The organism is Cohnella soli (genome assembly GCF_042655525.1).
In the GTDB taxonomy this organism is placed as follows: domain Bacteria; phylum Bacillota; class Bacilli; order Paenibacillales; family Paenibacillaceae; genus Cohnella; species Cohnella soli.
On record NZ_JBHSMI010000020.1, the window covers coordinates 135,295 to 154,874 of the forward strand.

Sequence of the window (19,580 nt, forward strand, 5' to 3'; positions counted from 1 at the left end):
CGAACACCCCCTATTTTCTACTTGCTTTTACGAAAGTTCGTGAACTCAACAGCCGCCGGTGCGGAAGGCGGGGCGCAACATAAAGATAAATCCCGCGCATCACCCGCAGATTCAAATTCCGAATCCTCTTTCGTATAGAAAATCTCCCAAGCGTTACCGTCTGGATCGTATACCCATACTTTATCCTGAACTGCGTAGCAGCAGGTCGTGTTCATCTCATCGATCAACACGAGGTTATCATGACGCAAACGTTCACCCATCGCAAGAACATCCTCAGTGTCATTAACCTGAAAACCGAGGTGATTCAGAACGCCGTTTTTTTCAAACGGACGAACGTTTAACGAAAAATGCAACGCTGGATTGTCCAATTCAAACTTCGCATAATTGTCTTTCACCTTTGTCGGCTGAGCCCCGAAGAAGCTACGATAGAAGTTGAGCGATTTCTCGAGATCAGAGCAATTTACGGCAACATGCATTCTTTTAATCGTTGCCATTCTTAATTGCCATCCTGAACGAATTTATCGATTCTTGCTTTAATGGCATCTCGGACGACGCGGAACTGATCCAAGATTTCTTCTTCGGTGCCTGTTGCTTTCGCTGGATCGTCGAATCCCCAGTGCCACTTGATCACGTTCGGATTGGGAATGACCGGGCAATGCTCGTCCGCATGGCCACAAAGGGTAATGACATAAGTTGCTCGGTTCAAGGTTTCGGCATCGATCGTCTTCGAAGCGTTGTTTGAGATGTCTACGCCAGCTTCCGCCATAACCTTCACGGCACGAGGATTCAGTCCGTGGGCTTCCAACCCGGCGCTTTGCACTTCGTACAGATGGCCGCCAATCGCGTTCAAGAATCCGTCCGCCATTTGGCTCCGGCAAGAGTTGCCCGTACAGAGGAAATACACGAGTTTTTTATCCATTTTGAATTTCTCCTTTGATTTCATTGATTAGTGAATGATCTTCAACCAGAGATACAGGCTCGTTAACGTGATAAACAGCACCGGAACGGTTAGAACAATGCCAACCTTGAAATAATACCCCCAACCGATCTTAACACCCTTAGAAGAAAGGACATGCAGCCACAGCAAGGTAGCCAAGGAACCGATCGGCGTGATCTTCGGCCCTAAGTCGGAACCGATGACATTCGCATAGACAAATGCTTCATGAACGATACCGGAAGACTCCGTGCCCTGGATCGCCAACGCATCGATCATGACCGTCGGCATGTTATTCATGATCGAGGACAGGATGGCGGCAATGAATCCAGAACCTACTGTGCCCACGAAAAGTCCTTGCTCGGATACCCACTTAAATACAGTTCCGAGTTCATCCGTTAAACCGACGTTACGCAGGCCGTAAACGACAACGTACATCCCGATCGAGAAAACGACAACGGCCCAAGGGGCGCCTTTGACGAGGTTCCACGTGTGAATGCCTTCGCTTTGTCTTGCAAGAAGAAGGAAGACGATTGCCGCGACGCCAGCGATGATCGAGACTGGTACATCGATGAGTTCACTCGTCATGTACGCAATCAACAAAACCGCGAGAATGACCCAAGAAATCCTGAACAATCTCATGTCCTTGATAGCTTCACGAGGCTTCTTCAGTTGCGAAAGATCATAATTTTTAGGGATGCTTTTGCGGAACATCAGGTAGAGAACAAGCAAGCTCGATGTGATGGCAAAGAACGTCGGTACAATCATACGACTTGCGTATTCCACAAAACCGATACCGAAGAAGTCCGAGGACACAATGTTGACCAAGTTACTGACGACAAGTGGTAAAGAAGCTGTATCGGAGATAAAGCCACTCGCCATAATGAAGGGTAAGATCATGCGGGTATCGAATTTCAAAGCGCGAACCATCGCCAGGACGATCGGAGTCAATATAAGGGCAGCTCCATCATTCGCGAAAAATGCCGCAACGGCAGCACCAAGCAAAATGACGTAGACAAACATCAGATTGCCATTTCCTTTCGCAAACCTGGCCATATGGAGCGCTGCCCATTCGAAGAATCCGATCTCATCAAGGATTAACGAAATCAAGATGACCGCAACGAAGGCTAGTGTCGCATTCCAAACGATCTGCGTGACGTCCCAGACGTCGTTGAAGTTAACGACACCGCACAAGAGGGCAATGATTGCGCCGCCGCAGGCTGACCAGCCAATATTCAATCCTTTAGGTTGCCAGATGACAAAAATGAGTGTCACTAAAAAGATGATTGAAGCGATCGTTAGCATAAATCCTCCGAAATCAGTCGCAGCTTTGTGCGCTGTACGTGTGTATTCGTTCTTTCATGGAAGGCAGTTGGGCAAGAATCTCTTTCAAATAGGGCTTGTCGTCTAAATTCAAAGAATAATAAACCCATTGCCTGCGTTTTGTCTCGTTAATCAGACCGCCTGTTTTCAGTTTCTTCAAATGCTGACTTACGTTCGATTGTGTCGTTTCCATGAGTGCAACGATGTCGCATACGCACATTTCCTTCTCTTTCAGCAGTGAAAGTATCGTGAGTCTGCTTTTATCCGAGAGGAGTTTCATGGACTCCAACATTTCATCGACAGATGTCATTCTGATTCGCTCCTTTCTTACTGTGCTTTCTCATTTTGTATTATAAACAGCCCGCCGCATATTAGTAAACAATAATATTAGTGAATGCTAATTTAATATAAATCAGCATTTCAGTTAACATTACGAAAACAAATCCTTGAAGCAAACGATAAATAAAGCCAAGAGCAGTGAGTGCTCTTGGCCAGAAGCACCTCTTCCTGAAGGATCTTGGCGAGAGCGTCAGCGGACTCATAATTGTGGAGGACAGCGGTCACGTCCAAAAACTGCTCGTCAATCGAATACGGCTCCACCAGATCCGTATACGACTCAAATATCCGCGTGATTAGCAGCGATATCTCGATATAGCGCTGCATGCGGGGGCGGACGACGACAAGCTCCGGGCACTTCGCCCGGGCGGTCGATGCACGCTCCGCCGTCGTTACCCCTTGAGATTTGGCGATCGGGCAAGCCGCTAAGATAATCCCTGACGGCCGATCAGGGTCGCCCACCGCTACCGGTTTGTGCTTGAGTTCCGGGTGGGCAGACTTTTCGCAAGAGGCGTAAAATGACTGGCAATCGATTAGATAAATGGTCCGCTCTGTCGTCATGAAACAATCGCATCGATCTCCTGTAGTACGTAACGCTGGCCAGATATTACGATGTTGTCGTCATCGTTGATCTGCTCTACAAAGCCATTTACGTGTGTGCTTCCGACCATGAGTTCCACTGGCAACTTAAAGTTATACGCGATTGTTATATATTCCTCGATCATGTTGCTCGCCTCCGAATAGGAACGTTTGTTCGTCATTATAACCAGAACATACATTCCTATTCAAGTGAAAATAATATACAAATTAAAGGAAAACAAGGGGGATTCGTCGAATCGTGGATTTCGTGCAGCGGCGAGAGGGGGATTTGGGTAAAGGGGAGGGCGAGTAGGGTCCTTAACGCAAAAAAAGAACCCTTGATTCCTCAAGGATTCCGGTCGCTTATGAATGGTGATCTGAACAGGGATCGAACGATCGTGAAAAGAGGGAGAGGGAACGAAGTCTCTTCCCCCTAACCAGTTACCTATAACGAGTCGGATTTTCGTATGTTTGGCCATTAATACCTTGCCAATTTTGATTATAATTCGTACCGTCAATTCTTTGTCCCTGCCAACCGCTACCTTGCCAACCGGGCGAGTGATGGTGCATATGATGATGAAAGTGGTGTACGTGAATTACATGATGTGGTTCATGATGAAAGTGGTGATGTGGCATATGTTGGGGGTCATTTGCCAAAGGTTGACTCCTCCTTAAATTTGATGATACCAACCTATTCACTCCTATCAAATCATGATGCTTGCCCTAAAAAAGTTGGGCCTAGGCTTCTGTGCTGGATCAGGAATCACAGAGGAGAGATAGGACATAACAAATAAAGGAGCGATTCACAGGGTTTACCGCTTCCTATAGACAGAGCAGGTGATTATCGGCATTTATACGGAGAGCGAGCGGCAAATTGCAATTATTAGTGATTCAATAAACCAAAGTGAAATGAAGACAAAAAAAGAGAGGCCTTATGGTGCAAGGCCTCTCGGTCGCTTATGAATGGTGATCTGAACAGGGATCGAACCTGTGACCCCTACCCTGTCAAGATAGTGCTCTCCCAGCTGAGCTATCAGATCATGTGTTGTTTGCTTAGTTTATTTCAGCGGCGACAAGAGATATCATACCAAGTTGGGAGGGCGAAGTCAACACTTTCATCAGGAAAAAATTTAATCTTTTTGAATCGATTGATTTCGCGCGAAAAGGGTTGCCGCAAAGGGATGATTCCGCTCAAGCGAACGTACATATGGTAATAGCGGTAACCTTGCGGGAGGAACAACTCATGATGAGAGAAGCGGCCTTGCTGGTCATATGGCTAATCGGTCTGTTCGGATTGATCGGAGGCGTCCTTACGGCGGTTGCCAGATTCGTGAAGCGGGATTCCATGAATTACGACAAGCGGTTCACATGGGCGGCGTTCCCTTTATGGGGGCAAGGTCGAGGGGAGGGCGCTTCGGACGTCGCGGAAAGGGAAGAAGCGCGCTGAATGTACGGAACGACGACGTATTCCGAAGGAAAATAAAAGGGAGACTTGCGAGCGCCGAAGCCGCAAGTCTCCCTTTTTATTTATTCTTCTTCGTCCCATTTGCGGGAGTAGGCTTTCTTGGTTGCCCACAATACAATCCATATAAGCAGGATGGCAATGACGCCCCCGATAATAAACGTGGTTAACATGCGGTGTCTTCCTTTCAGGAGAGAATGCGTTAATGCTATAGGCCCGTTACTTCGCTGTGAGCTCGTCCAGTTCATATGTCGTGTGTGGCTCGACGAATTTCATCAGTCCCGTACGGCCGACGAAATCAGGTTGGTCGTCCCCGTAGTGCATCAAATAGGTTAGACGCTGAATATGGGCGGGCAAAGTCAACAATTGCGGCAGGCACGCATGAACGACTCCAGGTGGATGCAACTGGCAATCGTGAAAAATGACATTGATGCCCCGTTCGTTCACGAGCGATTCCAGCAATTCCAAATCGAAAACCATGTCACCGGAATAGAAAAACGTATCATTCAAGAGCAGTGAATAGCTGGCCTTGTTCGGAATGTGGCGCGTAAGCAGCAGTTCGGCGCGCAGACCAGGCAACAATTCGTGCGTGACGCCTTCCGAAAGGGGCTTTACATCAAAGTAGTCGGCCAACGTATCGCCCGGATTTTGCTGCAGGCCGCCTTTCAGAGAATGCTCCCACAGCGGTTCAATGAGCGTGTCGGCGATATATAATATCGGCTTGCGGCCGTATACGAATTTCATTTGGAAAGCGAACTCTTCGACGCCTCCGATATGATCGGCGTGAATATGCGTCAACAGCAACGCGTCGATATCGCCAAAAGTGTAGCCAAGTTGAAATAACGTCTTGGGAGCGGTAATGCCGCAATCGATCATGAGCCTGCGTTCGCCTACCGTTAGCAAAGCGTTATTGTTGTCAAATGATTTTGCGAAGGCGCTTCCCGTTCCCAGCATTTGAATTTTCACTAAGCTTCCCCCTACGCATTGTACGGAACATGCATGTCGACGCTTAAACCAATGTACCATAATCTGCTGTGTTAAGTAAGGAGGCAACTGGAAAAATGCAATCGCATTGCAGTAGCGGCATGGGCATGTGCCGCATAAGCTGTGGGGGAGTGACTCCCGCGTACAGCGCGAAGCGAAAGGAAGATTCCGATGGCAGCAGCGAAGGCGAGCAAAAAGAAGAAAAAGGCGCATTCCGAAACCGCGAGGCCGCAAATGAAAATCGTCACCTCCGAGACGTGCGCCGTATGCAAGACGCCCTGCAAGAGAGGCCTCGATTATTTGGCCAGGATGAGGGAGCCCGGAGCCGTCGGAAACGGTGTTCCCTGCGTGCTGACGTTACCTCAAATGACGGCGCGGAAATAACCGCTCCCCCATTTCCCGGGCAAGCGCAAGCTTCGCCAGAAAGCGACAAGGAAATTTTCTCCGAACCTGCGCAACTTTTCGCTCCATGGGTGGTATAACCGATTATAAACATGGAATGCGAGACGGTGAAGACGGAGGATGCTCATGATGAAAGTCCGTAAACTCGTTCTACTAACACTAGCCTTAAGTTTGATCTGGGGAAGCGTCGCTTATGCGGACGGTGCGACTCAGAAACTGCGGCTATGGATAAACAAGAAGTCAGAATCGTCCGGTGTTATCGTCATAGACAATAAGACATACGTGTCGACCGACGTGATTGCCGATCGGCTTCAAGGAATCGTCGTGAAGGACGACAACAAATTCGATTTTTACAAGCCCAACGTTCATATGCTGACGAGCTACAGGGACGGTACGATTTTCGGCGACGTGCCGAAAGACAAGAAGCTGAAATTCAATACGTTTATTCAGGTCGACTCGTTAAAAGTGGATATCAACGCGTTGAAGCTGACGATTTCCGACCCTTACGATAGCGAGACGCTCATCGAGTCCCGCAAGCTCGGCGACAGCGACTTTCCGGACAAGGAAGCGTTCTGGATTACGATGAAGGACATTTCCTACAGCTTCGATTCGGCAGGACCGTACAAGGTCCGGTTCTGGGTGAGGCCGGTAGGGGAAACGTCCTATCAAGTCGTCTCCGAGAAAGTGATTAATTCCAAATAACTCTGCGCAATGAAAACCGCTACAACGCACAGGCGTCTAGCGGTTTTTGTTATACTCGCACAAAGACGTCTCGATTGACCCTCGTTACCGGAAGTGATACGATACGTGAGTAGACCAACAATTCCAACGATTGAACGGAGGTTCGCCATGAGCGATCATATCCATGACGAGAACTGCGACCATGACCACGACGAAGCCGTGTTCATCGTAACGGACGAGGACGGCAACGAACACGAGATGGTGCTCGTGTATACATTCGAATCGAACGATCGTGCCTACGCTGTACTTCTGGATCGCAACGATCCGGAAGACGACGGCGTTATTTTCCGTGTCGAGCAAGAAGGAGAAGACGAAGTACTCGTCAATATCGAAGACGACCAGGAATGGGAAACGGTTATGCGTGTATATGAAGAGCTTGCCGCGTTGGAGAACGACAACGGCTAAGCGACTGTTACGAAATGACCGTTCGTCTATCCCTTGTCTTTTGCCGGATTACTGCGTCAGCTTCAACCTTGCGTAGCTCTGCTACGCGGCGGTTTCGCTTCCTTGTACTCCGACAAAATCCTACGGGATATCCTTCACGTTATTTCGCAACTGTCCCTAAGCGAGTTTCGTTTCGTAAACCGGGCTCACGCCCCCCAAAAAAAAGCAGCAGCCGCGTTTCCTTTGGGAAAGCGGCTGCTGCTTTTTGGGTCGTATGGGAAAACGAATTTATTTGCGTGGATTGAAGTAGATGGTGCGTCCGTTAAACATTTTCACTTCAGCTTGCAACTGCTTGCCGATCCATTTGCACAGTTCGTTCGCTTTCGCTTTATCTCCGTGCGTGGAGCCTTCCGGTAGAACGAGCTGGATGTACGGCACGGAAACGCCGTCTTCATCGCGCGATCCGGTACCGATGACGATATAGCGATATTGCGGCACTTGGCCTTTCAAGATGAACCATTGGTCGTTCGCTTCGGGCTTGCTTTCGATTCGGTACGGGAAAGCCGCTTCGGCGTAGTCCCAGCCGAGCTGTTGACCGGTAAGGGTCATTTGCTCGCGGTAACGCGATAACTGTTCCTTCACCCCGTTTACATCTACCTCGGCGACGGCCGAGCCTTGCACCAGCTTGATGAAAGCGCTTTGACTCATCGGTTCCACCCCCACGCCCATGATAGCATTTTCCCGTAATGCTGACAATTAAGAGATGGCGGTTTCTTCCATAATCACTTTGACATTCGTGACCGAGCGGTCTTCAGGACCCTTCACCGGCAAGCCGACTTCGAGGTGATCGACGATATAGTCGATGTTTTCTTGCGAGACGACTTCCCCAGGTAGCAAAATCGGAATGCCCGGCGGGTAGACGTAGATGAATTCCGCGATAATTCGGCCGGCCGATTCCTTGAACGGAACAAGCTCCGTTTCCCCATAGAACGCATCCCTTGGCGTAAGAGCGAGATGGGGAATTTCCGGGATTTTGACGACGATTTCTTGAATTTCATTCGTTTCCGAGTGATAGGCGTCGGACATGGCGTTTAACGCTTCGATCAGGATGTTGATCGATTCCTCGTCGTCCCCAGGAGTGATCAGACACAAAATGTTGTACATGTCGCTAAGCTCGACTTCGAGCCGGTAATGTTCGCGCAGCCAATTCTCCGCGTCGTACCCGGTAATGCCGAGGTGACGCACGTGAATCGCCAGCTTTGTCGGATCGTAATCGTAGGTCGCTTCATCCCCAAGCAGCTCCTCGCCGAAGCTATACAAGCCAGGAATGCGGTTCACTTGCTCCCGGGCGCTCTTCGCCAAAGCAACTGTCCGTTCGGCGATTTCCTTGCCGCGAATCGCAAGCTGTCGGCGTGCGGTATCAAGCGAAGCGAGCAGCGGATAGGACGTCGAAGTCGTCGTCAGCAAGCTGAGAATCGTCTGCACGCGCTGCGTATTGACGAGGCCTTTGCGCACGTTAAGAATGGAGCTTTGCGTCATTGAACCGCCAAGTTTGTGAACGCTCGTTGCGGCCATGTCTGCGCCTGCTTGCATCGCGGACAGCGGTAATTCGTCGGAGAAATGAATCAGAGCGCCGTGAGCTTCGTCGACGAGAACCGGAATATCGTATTCATGGACGAGATCGACGATTTCCTTTAAGTTCGTGCATACGCCGTAATAAGTCGGGTTGATGACGAGCACGGCGGCGGCGTCGGGATGGCGTTCGAGCGCGCGGCGCACCGAACGCGTCGTGACGCCATGGTCGATGCCGAGGTTCGTATCCCTTACAGGGGACAGGAACACGGGGCGAGCGCCTGTGAAGATGATCGCGGACAAAATCGATTTATGCACGTTGCGCGGAATGATGATTTTGTCTCCATGCCCGCAGACGGACATGATCATCGCCATGATCGCGGTGCTTGTTCCTTGCACGGAGAAATAAGTCGCATCTGCGCCGAACGCGTCCGCGGCGAGCTGCTGCGCTTCTAGAATAACGCCGACAGGCTGATGAAGGTCATCTAGCGGCGCAATGTTAATCAAGTCGATGTCGAGGATATTTTGGCCGATATATTCGCGGTATTCAGGATCCATGCCCGCGCCTTTCTTGTGGCCGGGGATGTGGAATTGTACGGGATTCTGCTTCGCGTGGGAACGCAGCGCGTCGAACAGCGGTGTGCGATTATGATCCAAAGTAAAGTTCCCTGCCTTTCCGATGAAAATCATTCGATAAACAAGCATGAGTATAACAAAAACGGGGAGGAAATCAACCTGTCACATAAACGCCACCGATAGGATTTGGAACGAAGCCTGCGTTATGCTACCATTTATTATTATGATGTTGTTTGCCAGGCGAAGTTTCCAACAGCTATCAGAGGAGAGGACATGAACGTGAAAAGCAAATTAGCAGTTGTTGGCCTTATGCTCTTTACGGTTTTTATCGGGTTCGGCATCATCATTCCGGTATTGCCGCAGCTCGTATCCGAAGCGAGCAAAGAATCGGCGAATTGGCACACCGGAGCGATGCTCGCCATTTATTCCTTGATGAGTTTCCTGCTCAGCCCGGTCTGGGGCGGAGTATCGGAAAAAATAGGCCGTCGTCCAGTTATTATGATTGGCGTGCTTGGATTCAGTGTCAGCTTCCTGTTATTCGGAATGTCGGGCGACAACTTGGCGATCATGTACGCCTCCCGTATTCTCGGCGGTTTGTTTTCCGGGGCTGTCGTGTCCTGTATCGTCGCGTATGTCGCGGATATTACGACCGAGAAGGAACGAACGAAAGGAATGGCGGTCGTCGGTATGAGCATCGGGCTCGGCTTTACGTTCGGGCCTGGCTTCGGCGGACTGCTTAGCGAGATTCAAATCCATACGCCGTTCTATGCGGCCGCCGCACTTTCCTTTATTGTATTTGTCGCGGCATGGCTGAAACTTCCCGAGTCGCTGCCGCCTGAGGCGCGCGCGGCGAATAGCAGCAAAGTGAAGACGTCGCGCTGGGCAGCGTTCCAGGGCGCGCTGAAGTCGCTATATGTGCTCGCGTTTTTCGTGACGTTCTCTCTGGCGATACTCGAAGCGACGCTTCAACTGTACGGAATGGATAAGTTTGGGGTAACCCCGCTGCAGATCGGAATGATGTTTTTCTTTTGCGGCTTGGCAGGAGCGCTCGTCCAAGGCGGCTTCGTTCGCCGTAAAATCAAAAATGGCGAGGAGAGCCGTTACATTGCGATCGGTCTCGTCATTTCCGCAATTGGTTTCTTCCTGTTGTTGACTGCGAACAGTTGGGGTATCGCTACCGTCTACTTGTGCGTGTTCGGCATCGGCAACTCGCTGATCAAACCTTGCGTTACATCGTTGATTACGCAGAAAACAACTGTCGGCCAAGGCATTGCATCGGGCCTGAGCTCTTCGATGGACAGTCTCGGCCGTATCGTCGGCCCTGTTCTTGGGGCAGCGCTGCTCGGCGCTGCCAACTGGCTGCCATTCGTCGCGTCCGGTGTATTGTCGCTGGCGGCGCTCGGCCTGCTCGCCCAATTCCGCAGCCAGGACCGCGTGAAAGCGAGCGCGGCTTGATCTCGAATCGAGACATTTTATACAAAATTCCGAAACGACTGAGGGGGAAACCTTTCGGTCGTTTTTTTTATCAAATTGACGAACGAAGTAACATATGTTACTTTTAACCTATGTTATTGATAATGGGGTGAAATCGTGTCTATTCAATCAGCCATACTTGGCATATTGAGTTGGAAGTCCTCAACGGGATATGAACTTAAAAAGATTTTTGAGGATTCCTCTTTCATGTATTGGTCCGGTAATAATAATCAAATTTACAAAGCGCTAATGAATATGGAAGAGGAAAGTTTGGTAACGAGCGAAGTGGTTCACCAGACCAACTCTCCTTCAAAAAAGATATATTCCATAACAGAAGAAGGACTTCTAGAACTAAAAAAATGGCTGATGTCATCACCGGAAGCTCCCGAGATCAAAAAAACATTTTTGGTGCAGCTTGCATGGTCGGATCTGTTAAGCAATCAACAATTAAGCGAGATGCTCTCTAATTATGAAAATGAGATCAAACTGCAGTTGATGATGCAGAACGAGAAAAACAGACGTGCCCTTCATTCGCCTAATAGAAGCGCGAGGGAAAGCTTAATATGGGATATGATTTCAGCAAATATAATATCAACCTATAATAATGAGCTTATATGGATCCGCGAAACACGTCAGAAGTTGCTTGAGAACGAAGTAGGGGAGGAAACAGACAATGAACGTCCAAATTAGAGAATTGGAGAGCAAAAAGTATATTGAGATCATTTCTACAACTGAACCATTAAGTACAGAACACGATGCACTTGATCTGATCTCATTGTGCTGGGAGCATGGGATAAACGCGCTTATGATACACGATGCAGTCTTATCGGAAGACTTTTTCAAGCTTAAAACCAAATTAGCCGGTAATATGATTCAAAAATTTATTAACTATGGGATTAAAGTTGCTGCAATCATTCCTCAGGAGACAATGGATAAAGGTAAATTCAAAGAAATGGCTGCGGAAACGAACGCAGGCAACCATTTCAGATTGTATGAAAGCAAAGAAGAAGCTGAAAAATGGCTGCTGAATTAGTCGAAGTTCATACTCCGTTCATATTCGCCCTTTATTCTTGGAAAAGAAAGGGCGTCTTCGGCAGGAGGTGAGATCAGACTTTAGTCTAGGTTCAAGTCCGGTCTGGAGTCGTTTTTCACAAAATTAAGAAAACGTTATGCTAGATGACAGCAAACTATGGATTGGAAGGGGAATCATACAAGTGAAGAGCTTGATCAACGGAGCATTCCGCAATAAGGCGGCCATGATTGTCATTGTCATTATGGTGCTCGCGATGGGAATTATGAGTTATACGAATCTGCCAAGGGAGTTTCTGCCGGAGGCGGACAACCCGCAAGTAACCGTTTCGGTCATCGGGCCGGGCTATGACGCTTCTTCGATGGATCGAGAAGTAACGGGGCCTCTGGAGCAAGCGCTCACTTCGATCAAAGGGAAAACGAACATTTTCTCCACATCGGGAGACAGCTTCAGCCAAGTGAACTTGAACTTCGATTCCAACACGAACATGAAAGAGGCGAAGCAGGAAGTAGAGAAGGCGGTAGCTGCCGTCAAGCTTCCGGCCAACGTATCGCCTCCATATGTCGTGCAGTTCAACACGGCGATGATTCCGATCTCGTTCCTCACGGCAACGTTCGCAGACGGGGTAACGGACGCGCAGAAGGAAAAGCTGGAGCAGCAATTGCTCGATGAATTGAAATCGATTGACGGCGTCGGCAGCGTACAAATGTCGGGCAAGTCGGAACCGAAAATTACGGTTGTGCCCGACATCGCCAAGCTGACGGCGAAGAACGTGCCGGTACAATCGCTGTACGGCGTACTGCAAGGGCGCAGCGCGTCTGCATCCGTCGGCGAAAGCACGTTGGACGGCCAGATCGTCAACCTGAACGTCTCCGCGACGCTGAGCGATGTCGAGACGTTAAAGCAGCTGCCGATCGCCAAAGGTGTAAAGCTTGGAGACGTCGCAACGGTCACTTACGACGATTCCAAGGAAAGCTTGTTCCGCATGAAAGGCAAAGATGCGCTTAACTTCATCATCTCCAAGGGCGCAAATTCCAACGCGGTTAAAGTCGGCAGCGAAGTCGACAAAATCGTTAAGAAGTACAACGACGATTCGAAGTCGCAAATGAATTTGATCGTTTACATCAGCACATCCGAGCAAGTCGTACACTCCGTTAACAGCATGATTCGCGAAGTGCTTATCGGCGCGTTGCTTGCGACCATCGTTATATTGATATTCATGCGCAACGTCCGCGCGACGCTCGTTACAATCGTTTCGATTCCTCTGTCGCTTGCTATGACGCTTTATTTGCTCGATCTGTCCGGCATTACGCTGAATATTTTGACGCTCGGCGGCGTTGCGGTTGCGGTTGGACGGCTCGTCGACGATAGTATCGTCGTTATCGAGAACATTTTCCGCAGACTTCAGAAAGAGAAGTTTTCCATCGATGTCGTCATCGACGCGACCAAAGAAGTATCTCGCGCCATTACGTCGTCGACTCTGGCCACAATCTGCGTTTTCTTGCCGATCAGCTTGCTGAGAGGCGGACTGCAGTCGTTCTTGCTTCCATTCGCGCTGACGATGACGTATGCGATGCTCTCTTCGCTGATCGTCGCTTTGACCGTCATCCCGCTTATGAGCTCCAGAATATTGAGAAACTCGACGATCAAGGAACATCAGCCGTCACGTCGCTTCACGAAGTTCCTCGAATGGAACTTGAGATTCAAGTGGATTCCGATCGTTATCGTTATCGTGCTGTTAATCGGTTCGCTGGGCACGTACATGGCGATGCCGAAAGGCGCGATCGATTCATCAAGCGCGGAGAACGTCAGCGTATCGCTCCAATACAAACCGGATACGCCGGTTGCTCAGGTGCTGGAGAACGGTACGAAGCTTGAGCAATATTTGATGAAGCGCGAAGACGTCGAGTGGGTGACGATGTCGAACGGCAATAGCGCCGACGCTGCCAAATACGGCTCGGTATCTTCTCCGACGCTCGTCTCGTATATGTTGAAAATGAAAGACGGCGCCGACGCTGAGAAGACGATGGAAGACATCAAAGCGCAGGCGTCCAACTACCCTGGCGGCGAGATTACGTCGGGAACGGGAACGTTCTTGTCCGGCGGCAGCTCGACGCAAGTCATTGTCGATATTACAGGCGATGATCTGAATGCAATCGGTAAGACGGCCGAAGAAGTAATGGCCAAAATCAAACCGGTGAAAGACGTTCTGAAAGTGGAAAGCAACCAGCAAGAGAAGAAAACGGTGTACACCTTGAAAGTCGATCCTGCGACAGCGAAAGCCGGAGATATCGCTCAACAGTTGCAAGGCATGCTGAACGCAGTGCCGATCGGCTCCGTCACGATCGATAACCAGTCGGTTCCGGTTATGTTGCAGCCGATCATGAAGCCTGATTCCGAAAGCGCGTTGAACGGTTTGACCGTCATGACCGATGCCGGTCCGGCTCCCGTGTCTTCGGTCGCCCAATGGGTGAAGGAAGAGAAGGCGACGTCGTACTTCCACAAGGACGGCAAAAGCTATATCCGCGTATCGGCGTCTGTTGAACCGTCTCAGTTGTCTAAAGTCGGCGCGGAAATCAACAAGCAAGTGAAGGAAGTCAAGGCGCAGGAAGGCGTGACGATCGACGTCGGCGGCGCGTCTGCGGACCAATCGGCAGACATGTCCAGCCTGTTCTCGATGCTTATTGTCTCGATCGGCATCGTCTACCTGATCATGGTGTTCACGTTTAAGCTGATCAAGGCGCCTCTGGCCATCATTTTCTCGATCTTCTTCATCCCGATCGGCGCCGTTCTCGGTCTGATCGTTACCGGTATTACGCCGGACTTCACGGCGATCTTCGGCGTCGTCATGCTCGTCGGCATCGTGGTCACGAACGCGATCGTGTTGATCGACCGGGTGCGCCACAACGAAGTCGACAAAAACATGACGATTCGCGAAGCGCTGATCGAAGCGGCCGGCATTCGGATGCGTCCGATTCTGATGACGGCAACCGCGACTGTAGGCGCGATGCTGCCGCTCGTGTTCAGCTCGGCGGAGAGCGGAAGCATCGTCTCCAAGAGCCTCGCGATCGTTGTCATCGGCGGCTTGGTCGTCTCGACGCTGCTGACGCTCGTCATCGTGCCGTGTATCTACGAACTGTTCTACTTCCGGAAGTCCGCACGTCAGCGCAAATCCCGCGCGGCGGCCATCCGCGAAGCAGCGGCGCAATAAAGCGCAAAGCACTCAAACAAAAGGACCTCAGTCTCCAACCACTGCAAAGTGGGGACTGAGGTCCTTTTTCAACGATTCAGAAAGTATAAGTTTCACGTTTATGCTTTCCTGAATCGTCTACGCAAAGCTACTCCGGCGCCGAGAGGACGCCGAAGGCGTGTTTGCTTGATTCGTTAAGCCATGCGATAGAGCGGAAGCAACGTACGGAACGTATGCTCTGCGAGGTGCAGAAGTGCATCTCCGTCGGCGAGAATCGGGTCACCCCGAAGGATATGAATACCGCAGGTCAGCTCGGACGCTTTGACAGTTTTCAGTCGGTGCAGCAGGTCGGCCAGCTCTTCGTCGGACAGATCACCGTGGCGCAACCCGGTTGGCACCATATGGTCCTTCGACCAGACGAAGTCGTCCGGAATCGCCCGGCGAAGCGAACTAAGCTCTGCAAGCGCCCTCTCCGCGAAATTTTCTTTGCCCGGACATTCGTAGATGATCGCGAACTGGATGAAGACGTGCGTGGACCACAGTCCAATCTGGAAGTGAGGATGGGCTTTGTAGCCGCGCTTGTTGTTGGCGAACGCAACCCAGGAATCGTTCGGCGGGTTAACCGTGCGGCGGGCGTGTTTAGCGACGTGAACGAACATTTCTTCGCCGGTCAAAGTTGAGAGCGAGGCGGCTATCGTCTCGCCCAGAGCATGGAACTTCGGGCGTACTAGATCGATCAATGCTTCCATTCTTGCTTCGAGACCTTCAATCTCGAATACTTCAAAGTCGCTGTCGCGAAAACCGGTAAAGCGATCCGTCGGGGATAGGGCGATGGTCATGACGGGTTTCTCCTCATCTTGTGCGTCTTTTTCGAAAAGTGTACCATCCGGGAACTTGCCGGGCAAGCTCAAGCGGCTTGCTCGCCGACGAACTCCCGATAAGACTGCATTTCTTCGTCGGAATAATTTCAAAATAAATGTATTGCAAAATAATTGAGTATTACATATACTGTTTACATAATCATCTGTTTATTATATACACAGTTAATTGTCAACTGAAGGGAGAAAACCAATGAACCATTTAGCGATCGAAGTAAAAGGTTTACGCAAGCAGTTCGGTAAGCAAGTTGTACTCAACGGTGTCGATCTATCCGTTCCTTCCGGCACCATCTTTGCGCTTCTCGGCCCCAACGGCGCGGGAAAAACAACGTTGATCCACATTTTGACTACGCTTGTCTCTCCGGACGAAGGAACAGCAAAAATCGCGGGATACGATGTTGTTACGAAGAAAGCCGACGTCAAGCGATCGATCAGTCTCACGGGTCAGTTCGCAGCCGTTGACAACGAGCTGACGGGGGAGGAGAACTTGAGGATGATCGGCAGATTATCCGGCCTATCGGCGGCTATGGCGCGCACCCGCGCCGGCGAGCTATTGCAACAATTCGATCTCGAAGCTTCAGCCGGCAAACGGGTAAAAACCTACTCGGGAGGCATGCGACGCAGGCTTGATCTGGCCATTAGTCTCGTCGTCGATCGACCGGTCATATTCCTGGACGAACCGACAACAGGGTTGGATGCGATGAGCAGGCGGGTGTTATGGGAAAAAGTATTGATCTTGAAGCAAAAGGGGATCACCGTGTTCCTGACTACGCAGTATTTGGAGGAAGCCGATCAGTTAGCCGACCAAATTGCGGTCATTAACGGCGGGCGTATTGTCGCACAAGGCACGGCCGAGGAACTAAAGTCACGAATAGGAGGAGAAATGATTGAGTTGCACAATGAAAATAAAGAGATCATACGTACGATTCCTACGAATGGAAATTTGGCTGACATCCAGCAAAAACTGAATGAACTGACAACCACATTCCCTCAGAGCACGTATGTAAGTATCCGCAAACCGAGCATGGATGACGTGTTTCTTGCCTTTACGTCCAATACCAATCAGGAGGAATCCGTATCATGACAACCCGGCAAACGGCGATTAAACCTGTATCGTTATTAACGACTAACACGATCCTTCTCGGGCGAAGCATCCGCCTCAGCATTCGGAATATTGAAGCTCTAATGACTTCGATCATGCTGCCGATCATGCTCATGCTGCTGTTCACCTATGTGTTCGGCGGGGCGCTGGATCCAACCGGCAACTATGTAGACTATGTCGTGCCGGGCATTATTTTGCTGTGTGCCGGATTTGGCTCGTCCTCAACCGCAGTAAGCGTGGCCGATGATATGTCCAATGGCATTATCGATCGGTTCCGTACGATGCCGCTTCGCAGTCTGAGCGTCATTACCGGGCATGTCGTGGCCAACGTCATCCGGAACTTGTGCACGACGGGCATTGTCATTGGAGTCGCTCTTCTTGTTGGATTCCGGCCTTCCGGGAGTTTCCTGGAATGGCTTGGCGCTATCGGCATTATTACCTTATTTATTGTAAGCTTTACGTGGCTGTTTGCGGCAATCGGATCGGCGACGAGAAACCCGGCGGCTGCGAGCGGATATGGCTTTATTCTGCTGTTCCTTCCATACCTTTCGAGCGCCTTCGTGCCGACGCACACGATGCCGGCTTGGCTGAGAGGAGTCGCCGATAACCAGCCGATAACCCCTGTCATTGAAACGATTAGAGGGCTCCTTACCGGAACCCCGATCCATAATAGCGCCTGGTTATCTATAGCCTGGTGCGCTGTAATTGCTCTGGCTTCGATCGTTTGGTGTATGTATTCCTTTAATCGTAAAGCTGGGCGCAGGTAAAAAGGAGATTAAATACAAATGGCGACGTCAGGAGAACATTCCTGCGTCGCCATTTTCATGGTGAATCATGAAGGATTTTTAGTCTTAGACGATAAATAATGCTCGATCCCGTCAAGAATCCGTTCCAATCCGAAATCGAAATCATTGTTAACCGGTGTGTCGAAGTTGTTTTCTTCCGTGTATACGCCTGATTGGACGATCGGGCTTAAATCTGGAAATCGTTCCGGGGTAACCAACGTTTTAAGCGCGTCGGTATAGACGTTCCCGCTGAAAGCTTCAGGAGCCGAACCCTGCTGAACGGCGCGGTCCATGTCCCGCATAATCAGGCCTGAAGATCTAGCATAGCTGCTTAATAATAACACCATCGACAATTTCTCGTAATCGTTCAACGGCAATTCCCTCATAGAACGAAGCGCCCAATCCACAATATGGAGGTTGTTCGGCGTGAGCGGCACGCCGGATACGGGGAGATCTCCAAACCAAGGGTGCTTGAGAAAAACGCCGACCGTTGCGCGGACATATTCACGCATCATTTCACGCCAATCTTTGTTTGGCTCGTCCGGCGGAATCGAAATTTCGCATATCGTGTCTTGCATCAGCGTCAGCAAATCTTCTTTGCTGTCGATATAGCGGTAGAGCGACATCGTCGAGAACCCCAATGACTGGGCAATCCGACTCATGGAGACAGCGGAAATCCCGTCCTTATCGGCAATGGCGATCGCCGCTTCAACGATTTGTTTGACGCTTAATTCGCCCTTCGGACCCCGCCTTTGCTGTTTGACGAATCCCCAACTGAGCAATACTCCGTTCGGCAAGTTTTGCAGCTCTGCGTTGTCCATACCGTCTCCGTTGCGCATCTTCGTGTTCCTCCGTAAAATCACTTGCGAAATTGTTTATTGTGTACACAGTATAACACATCCGGCAATTCAAATATACATGCGGATGTCTTTGGACTATAGCCTAATCCGAGTCGTTATGGGATAACCTTTTCAGTTTTTCCATCGTATCGGTACCTGGAACAGGCATCATCGATTTCAGAATAAGCTTGTTGTCTTGGGAACTCCCTGGATGCTGGCTCTGGAGATAAGATGAGTTTGTCTCGCAAATTCTATTGAAAGGAAGAAAATTCAGTATGTCAACACTTCTTTGCATCCAGGCCCATCCGCTTGATGAATCGTCTTCCGCCAGTTTGGCGGCTGCGCAAGCATTTATCGATTCTTATCGTAAGGGACATCCGAATGATACGGTAATTGTGCTGGATCTATATCAAGCGGACATTCCCATGTTGGATAAAGATGTATTCAGCGGATGGAGCAAATTGGGGGCGGGGACCGGATCGGATCTTTTAACCCCCGAGGAAAAACATAAAGTCGAAAGGCTTCAACAACTGGTAGATCAATTTGTAGAAGCGGATAAATACGTATTCGTGACGCCGATGTGGAATTTTTCGTACCCTCCGTTAATGAAAGCGTATATCGATGCCGTTGCAGTTGCAGGCAAGACGTTCAAATATACGGACCAAGGGCCAGTTGGGTTGTTGGGAGGCAAGCAAGCACTGCATATTCAAGCGAGAGGAGGAATTTATTCCGGCGGCCCGAATGCAGCAGTGGAGGCGGGGCATTTCCATCTCGATGTCGTGATGAGGTTTTTTGGCATATCAACCTTGGAAGGACTGTTTGTTGAAGGTCATAACCAAATGCCGGAGAGGGCACAAGCGATCAAGGTAGAAGCCATGAACAAAGCGCGCGAGCTGGCGCTTGCATTCTAGTGGCGAGCTTAATCGTTCGGATTCCAGGGGTACAGACTGTCGAGGAAATCTCGACAGTCTGTATTTTTATTCTCCGAAC

The 19,580-nt window shown here is 50.1% G+C and carries 22 protein-coding genes and 1 tRNA gene; 11 read left to right on the forward strand and 12 right to left on the reverse strand.

All coding sequences use genetic code 11. The features are described from left to right. Window positions 1-17: 17 nt before the first annotated feature. From ACFPOF_RS10380 to ACFPOF_RS10410, 7 genes are all read right to left on the reverse strand, one after another. Window positions 18-494, reverse strand: a complete 477-nt coding sequence (locus ACFPOF_RS10380; RefSeq protein WP_378132205.1) for an ArsI/CadI family heavy metal resistance metalloenzyme — start codon at window positions 492-494, stop codon at window positions 18-20. 2 nt (window positions 495-496) lie between these two features. Continuing rightward, window positions 497-919, reverse strand: a complete 423-nt coding sequence (arsC, locus tag ACFPOF_RS10385) for an arsenate reductase (thioredoxin) (RefSeq protein WP_378132207.1) — start codon at window positions 917-919, stop codon at window positions 497-499. 27 nt (window positions 920-946) lie between these two features. Next, window positions 947-2,239, reverse strand: coding sequence for an arsenic transporter (locus tag ACFPOF_RS10390; RefSeq protein ID WP_378132209.1), 1,293 nt, complete (start codon window positions 2,237-2,239; stop codon window positions 947-949). A 13-nt stretch (window positions 2,240-2,252) separates the two neighbouring features. Then, a complete protein-coding gene (locus tag ACFPOF_RS10395) occupies window positions 2,253-2,567 on the reverse strand; it encodes an ArsR/SmtB family transcription factor (protein ID WP_378132211.1) in 315 nt (104 codons plus the stop codon). Between the two features lie 110 nt (window positions 2,568-2,677). Beyond that, on the reverse strand, window positions 2,678-3,154 hold the full coding sequence (locus tag ACFPOF_RS10400; RefSeq protein WP_378132213.1) for a Y-family DNA polymerase: 477 nt from the start codon (window positions 3,152-3,154) through the stop codon (window positions 2,678-2,680). Continuing rightward, on the reverse strand, window positions 3,151-3,318 hold the full coding sequence (locus ACFPOF_RS10405; protein WP_378132215.1) for a hypothetical protein: 168 nt from the start codon (window positions 3,316-3,318) through the stop codon (window positions 3,151-3,153). The genes ACFPOF_RS10400 and ACFPOF_RS10405 overlap by 4 nt, the downstream gene beginning before the upstream one ends. An 818-nt stretch (window positions 3,319-4,136) precedes the next feature. Further along, a tRNA-Val gene (locus ACFPOF_RS10410) sits at window positions 4,137-4,212 on the reverse strand. 203 nt (window positions 4,213-4,415) lie between these two features. Here ACFPOF_RS10410 and ACFPOF_RS10415 point away from each other — a divergent pair. Then, window positions 4,416-4,619, forward strand: coding sequence for a hypothetical protein (locus ACFPOF_RS10415; RefSeq protein WP_378132217.1), 204 nt, complete (start codon window positions 4,416-4,418; stop codon window positions 4,617-4,619). Window positions 4,620-4,853: 234 nt separating this feature from the next. Here the strand turns inward: ACFPOF_RS10415 and ACFPOF_RS10420 are convergent, their stop codons facing one another. Then, a complete protein-coding gene (locus ACFPOF_RS10420) occupies window positions 4,854-5,588 on the reverse strand; it encodes an MBL fold metallo-hydrolase (RefSeq protein WP_378132323.1) in 735 nt (244 codons plus the stop codon). A 201-nt stretch (window positions 5,589-5,789) separates the two neighbouring features. Here ACFPOF_RS10420 and ACFPOF_RS10425 point away from each other — a divergent pair, with 201 nt between their 5' ends. The 3 genes from ACFPOF_RS10425 to ACFPOF_RS10435 all read left to right on the forward strand — a co-directional run bounded on the left by ACFPOF_RS10425 (window position 5,790) and on the right by ACFPOF_RS10435 (window position 7,166). Beyond that, window positions 5,790-6,002 carry a hypothetical protein gene (locus tag ACFPOF_RS10425; protein ID WP_378132219.1) on the forward strand — a complete coding sequence of 71 codons (213 nt, stop codon included), beginning with the start codon at window positions 5,790-5,792 and terminating at the stop codon, window positions 6,000-6,002. A gap of 144 nt (window positions 6,003-6,146) precedes the next feature. After that, complete coding sequence (locus tag ACFPOF_RS10430; protein WP_378132221.1) at window positions 6,147-6,722, forward strand: copper amine oxidase; 576 nt, start codon at window positions 6,147-6,149, stop codon at window positions 6,720-6,722. A gap of 147 nt (window positions 6,723-6,869) precedes the next feature. Then, window positions 6,870-7,166, forward strand: a complete 297-nt coding sequence (locus ACFPOF_RS10435; protein WP_209747709.1) for a DUF1292 domain-containing protein — start codon at window positions 6,870-6,872, stop codon at window positions 7,164-7,166. 267 nt (window positions 7,167-7,433) lie between these two features. Here the strand turns inward: ACFPOF_RS10435 and ACFPOF_RS10440 are convergent, their stop codons facing one another. After that, window positions 7,434-7,853 carry a DUF1885 family protein gene (locus ACFPOF_RS10440; RefSeq protein ID WP_378132223.1) on the reverse strand — a complete coding sequence of 140 codons (420 nt, stop codon included), beginning with the start codon at window positions 7,851-7,853 and terminating at the stop codon, window positions 7,434-7,436. A 48-nt stretch (window positions 7,854-7,901) separates the two neighbouring features. Beyond that, window positions 7,902-9,374 carry an aminotransferase class I/II-fold pyridoxal phosphate-dependent enzyme gene (locus ACFPOF_RS10445; RefSeq protein WP_378132225.1) on the reverse strand — a complete coding sequence of 491 codons (1,473 nt, stop codon included), beginning with the start codon at window positions 9,372-9,374 and terminating at the stop codon, window positions 7,902-7,904. Window positions 9,375-9,572: 198 nt separating this feature from the next. Here ACFPOF_RS10445 and ACFPOF_RS10450 point away from each other — a divergent pair, with 198 nt between their 5' ends. The 4 genes from ACFPOF_RS10450 to ACFPOF_RS10465 all read left to right on the forward strand — a co-directional run bounded on the left by ACFPOF_RS10450 (window position 9,573) and on the right by ACFPOF_RS10465 (window position 15,007). Then, complete coding sequence (locus tag ACFPOF_RS10450) at window positions 9,573-10,748, forward strand: MFS transporter (RefSeq protein WP_378132227.1); 1,176 nt, start codon at window positions 9,573-9,575, stop codon at window positions 10,746-10,748. A gap of 135 nt (window positions 10,749-10,883) precedes the next feature. Beyond that, window positions 10,884-11,456 carry a PadR family transcriptional regulator gene (locus ACFPOF_RS10455; RefSeq protein WP_378132229.1) on the forward strand — a complete coding sequence of 191 codons (573 nt, stop codon included), beginning with the start codon at window positions 10,884-10,886 and terminating at the stop codon, window positions 11,454-11,456. Then, the gene (locus ACFPOF_RS10460) at window positions 11,440-11,799 is read left to right on the forward strand and encodes a DUF4180 domain-containing protein (protein WP_378132231.1); all 360 of its coding nucleotides are present in this window, start codon (window positions 11,440-11,442) and stop codon (window positions 11,797-11,799) included. Before ACFPOF_RS10455 ends, ACFPOF_RS10460 begins: the two co-directional genes overlap by 17 nt. Window positions 11,800-11,980: 181 nt before the next feature. Then, window positions 11,981-15,007 (forward strand): efflux RND transporter permease subunit, encoded by a 3,027-nt coding sequence (locus tag ACFPOF_RS10465; protein WP_378132233.1) that lies wholly within the window; start codon window positions 11,981-11,983, stop codon window positions 15,005-15,007. A gap of 173 nt (window positions 15,008-15,180) precedes the next feature. Here the strand turns inward: ACFPOF_RS10465 and ACFPOF_RS10470 are convergent, their stop codons facing one another. Continuing rightward, on the reverse strand, window positions 15,181-15,825 hold the full coding sequence (locus tag ACFPOF_RS10470) for a DUF1054 domain-containing protein (RefSeq protein ID WP_378132235.1): 645 nt from the start codon (window positions 15,823-15,825) through the stop codon (window positions 15,181-15,183). 232 nt (window positions 15,826-16,057) lie between these two features. On the opposite strand from ACFPOF_RS10470, the gene ACFPOF_RS10475 reads away from it, so the two are divergent. Together ACFPOF_RS10475 and ACFPOF_RS10480 are read left to right on the forward strand one after the other, a co-directional pair. Continuing rightward, window positions 16,058-16,948 carry an ATP-binding cassette domain-containing protein gene (locus ACFPOF_RS10475; RefSeq protein WP_378132237.1) on the forward strand — a complete coding sequence of 297 codons (891 nt, stop codon included), beginning with the start codon at window positions 16,058-16,060 and terminating at the stop codon, window positions 16,946-16,948. Continuing rightward, window positions 16,945-17,733 carry an ABC transporter permease gene (locus tag ACFPOF_RS10480; protein ID WP_378132239.1) on the forward strand — a complete coding sequence of 263 codons (789 nt, stop codon included), beginning with the start codon at window positions 16,945-16,947 and terminating at the stop codon, window positions 17,731-17,733. The genes ACFPOF_RS10475 and ACFPOF_RS10480 overlap by 4 nt, the downstream gene beginning before the upstream one ends. Before the next feature lie 65 nt (window positions 17,734-17,798). Here ACFPOF_RS10480 and ACFPOF_RS10485 read toward each other — a convergent pair whose 3' ends face one another. Next, entirely contained in the window at window positions 17,799-18,590 is a 792-nt protein-coding gene (locus tag ACFPOF_RS10485) for a TetR/AcrR family transcriptional regulator (RefSeq protein WP_378132241.1), read from the reverse strand. 275 nt (window positions 18,591-18,865) lie between these two features. Between ACFPOF_RS10485 and ACFPOF_RS10490 the strand changes: the two genes are divergently transcribed. Further along, window positions 18,866-19,501 carry an FMN-dependent NADH-azoreductase gene (locus ACFPOF_RS10490; RefSeq protein ID WP_378132243.1) on the forward strand — a complete coding sequence of 212 codons (636 nt, stop codon included), beginning with the start codon at window positions 18,866-18,868 and terminating at the stop codon, window positions 19,499-19,501. Window positions 19,502-19,580: the final 79 nt, after the last annotated feature.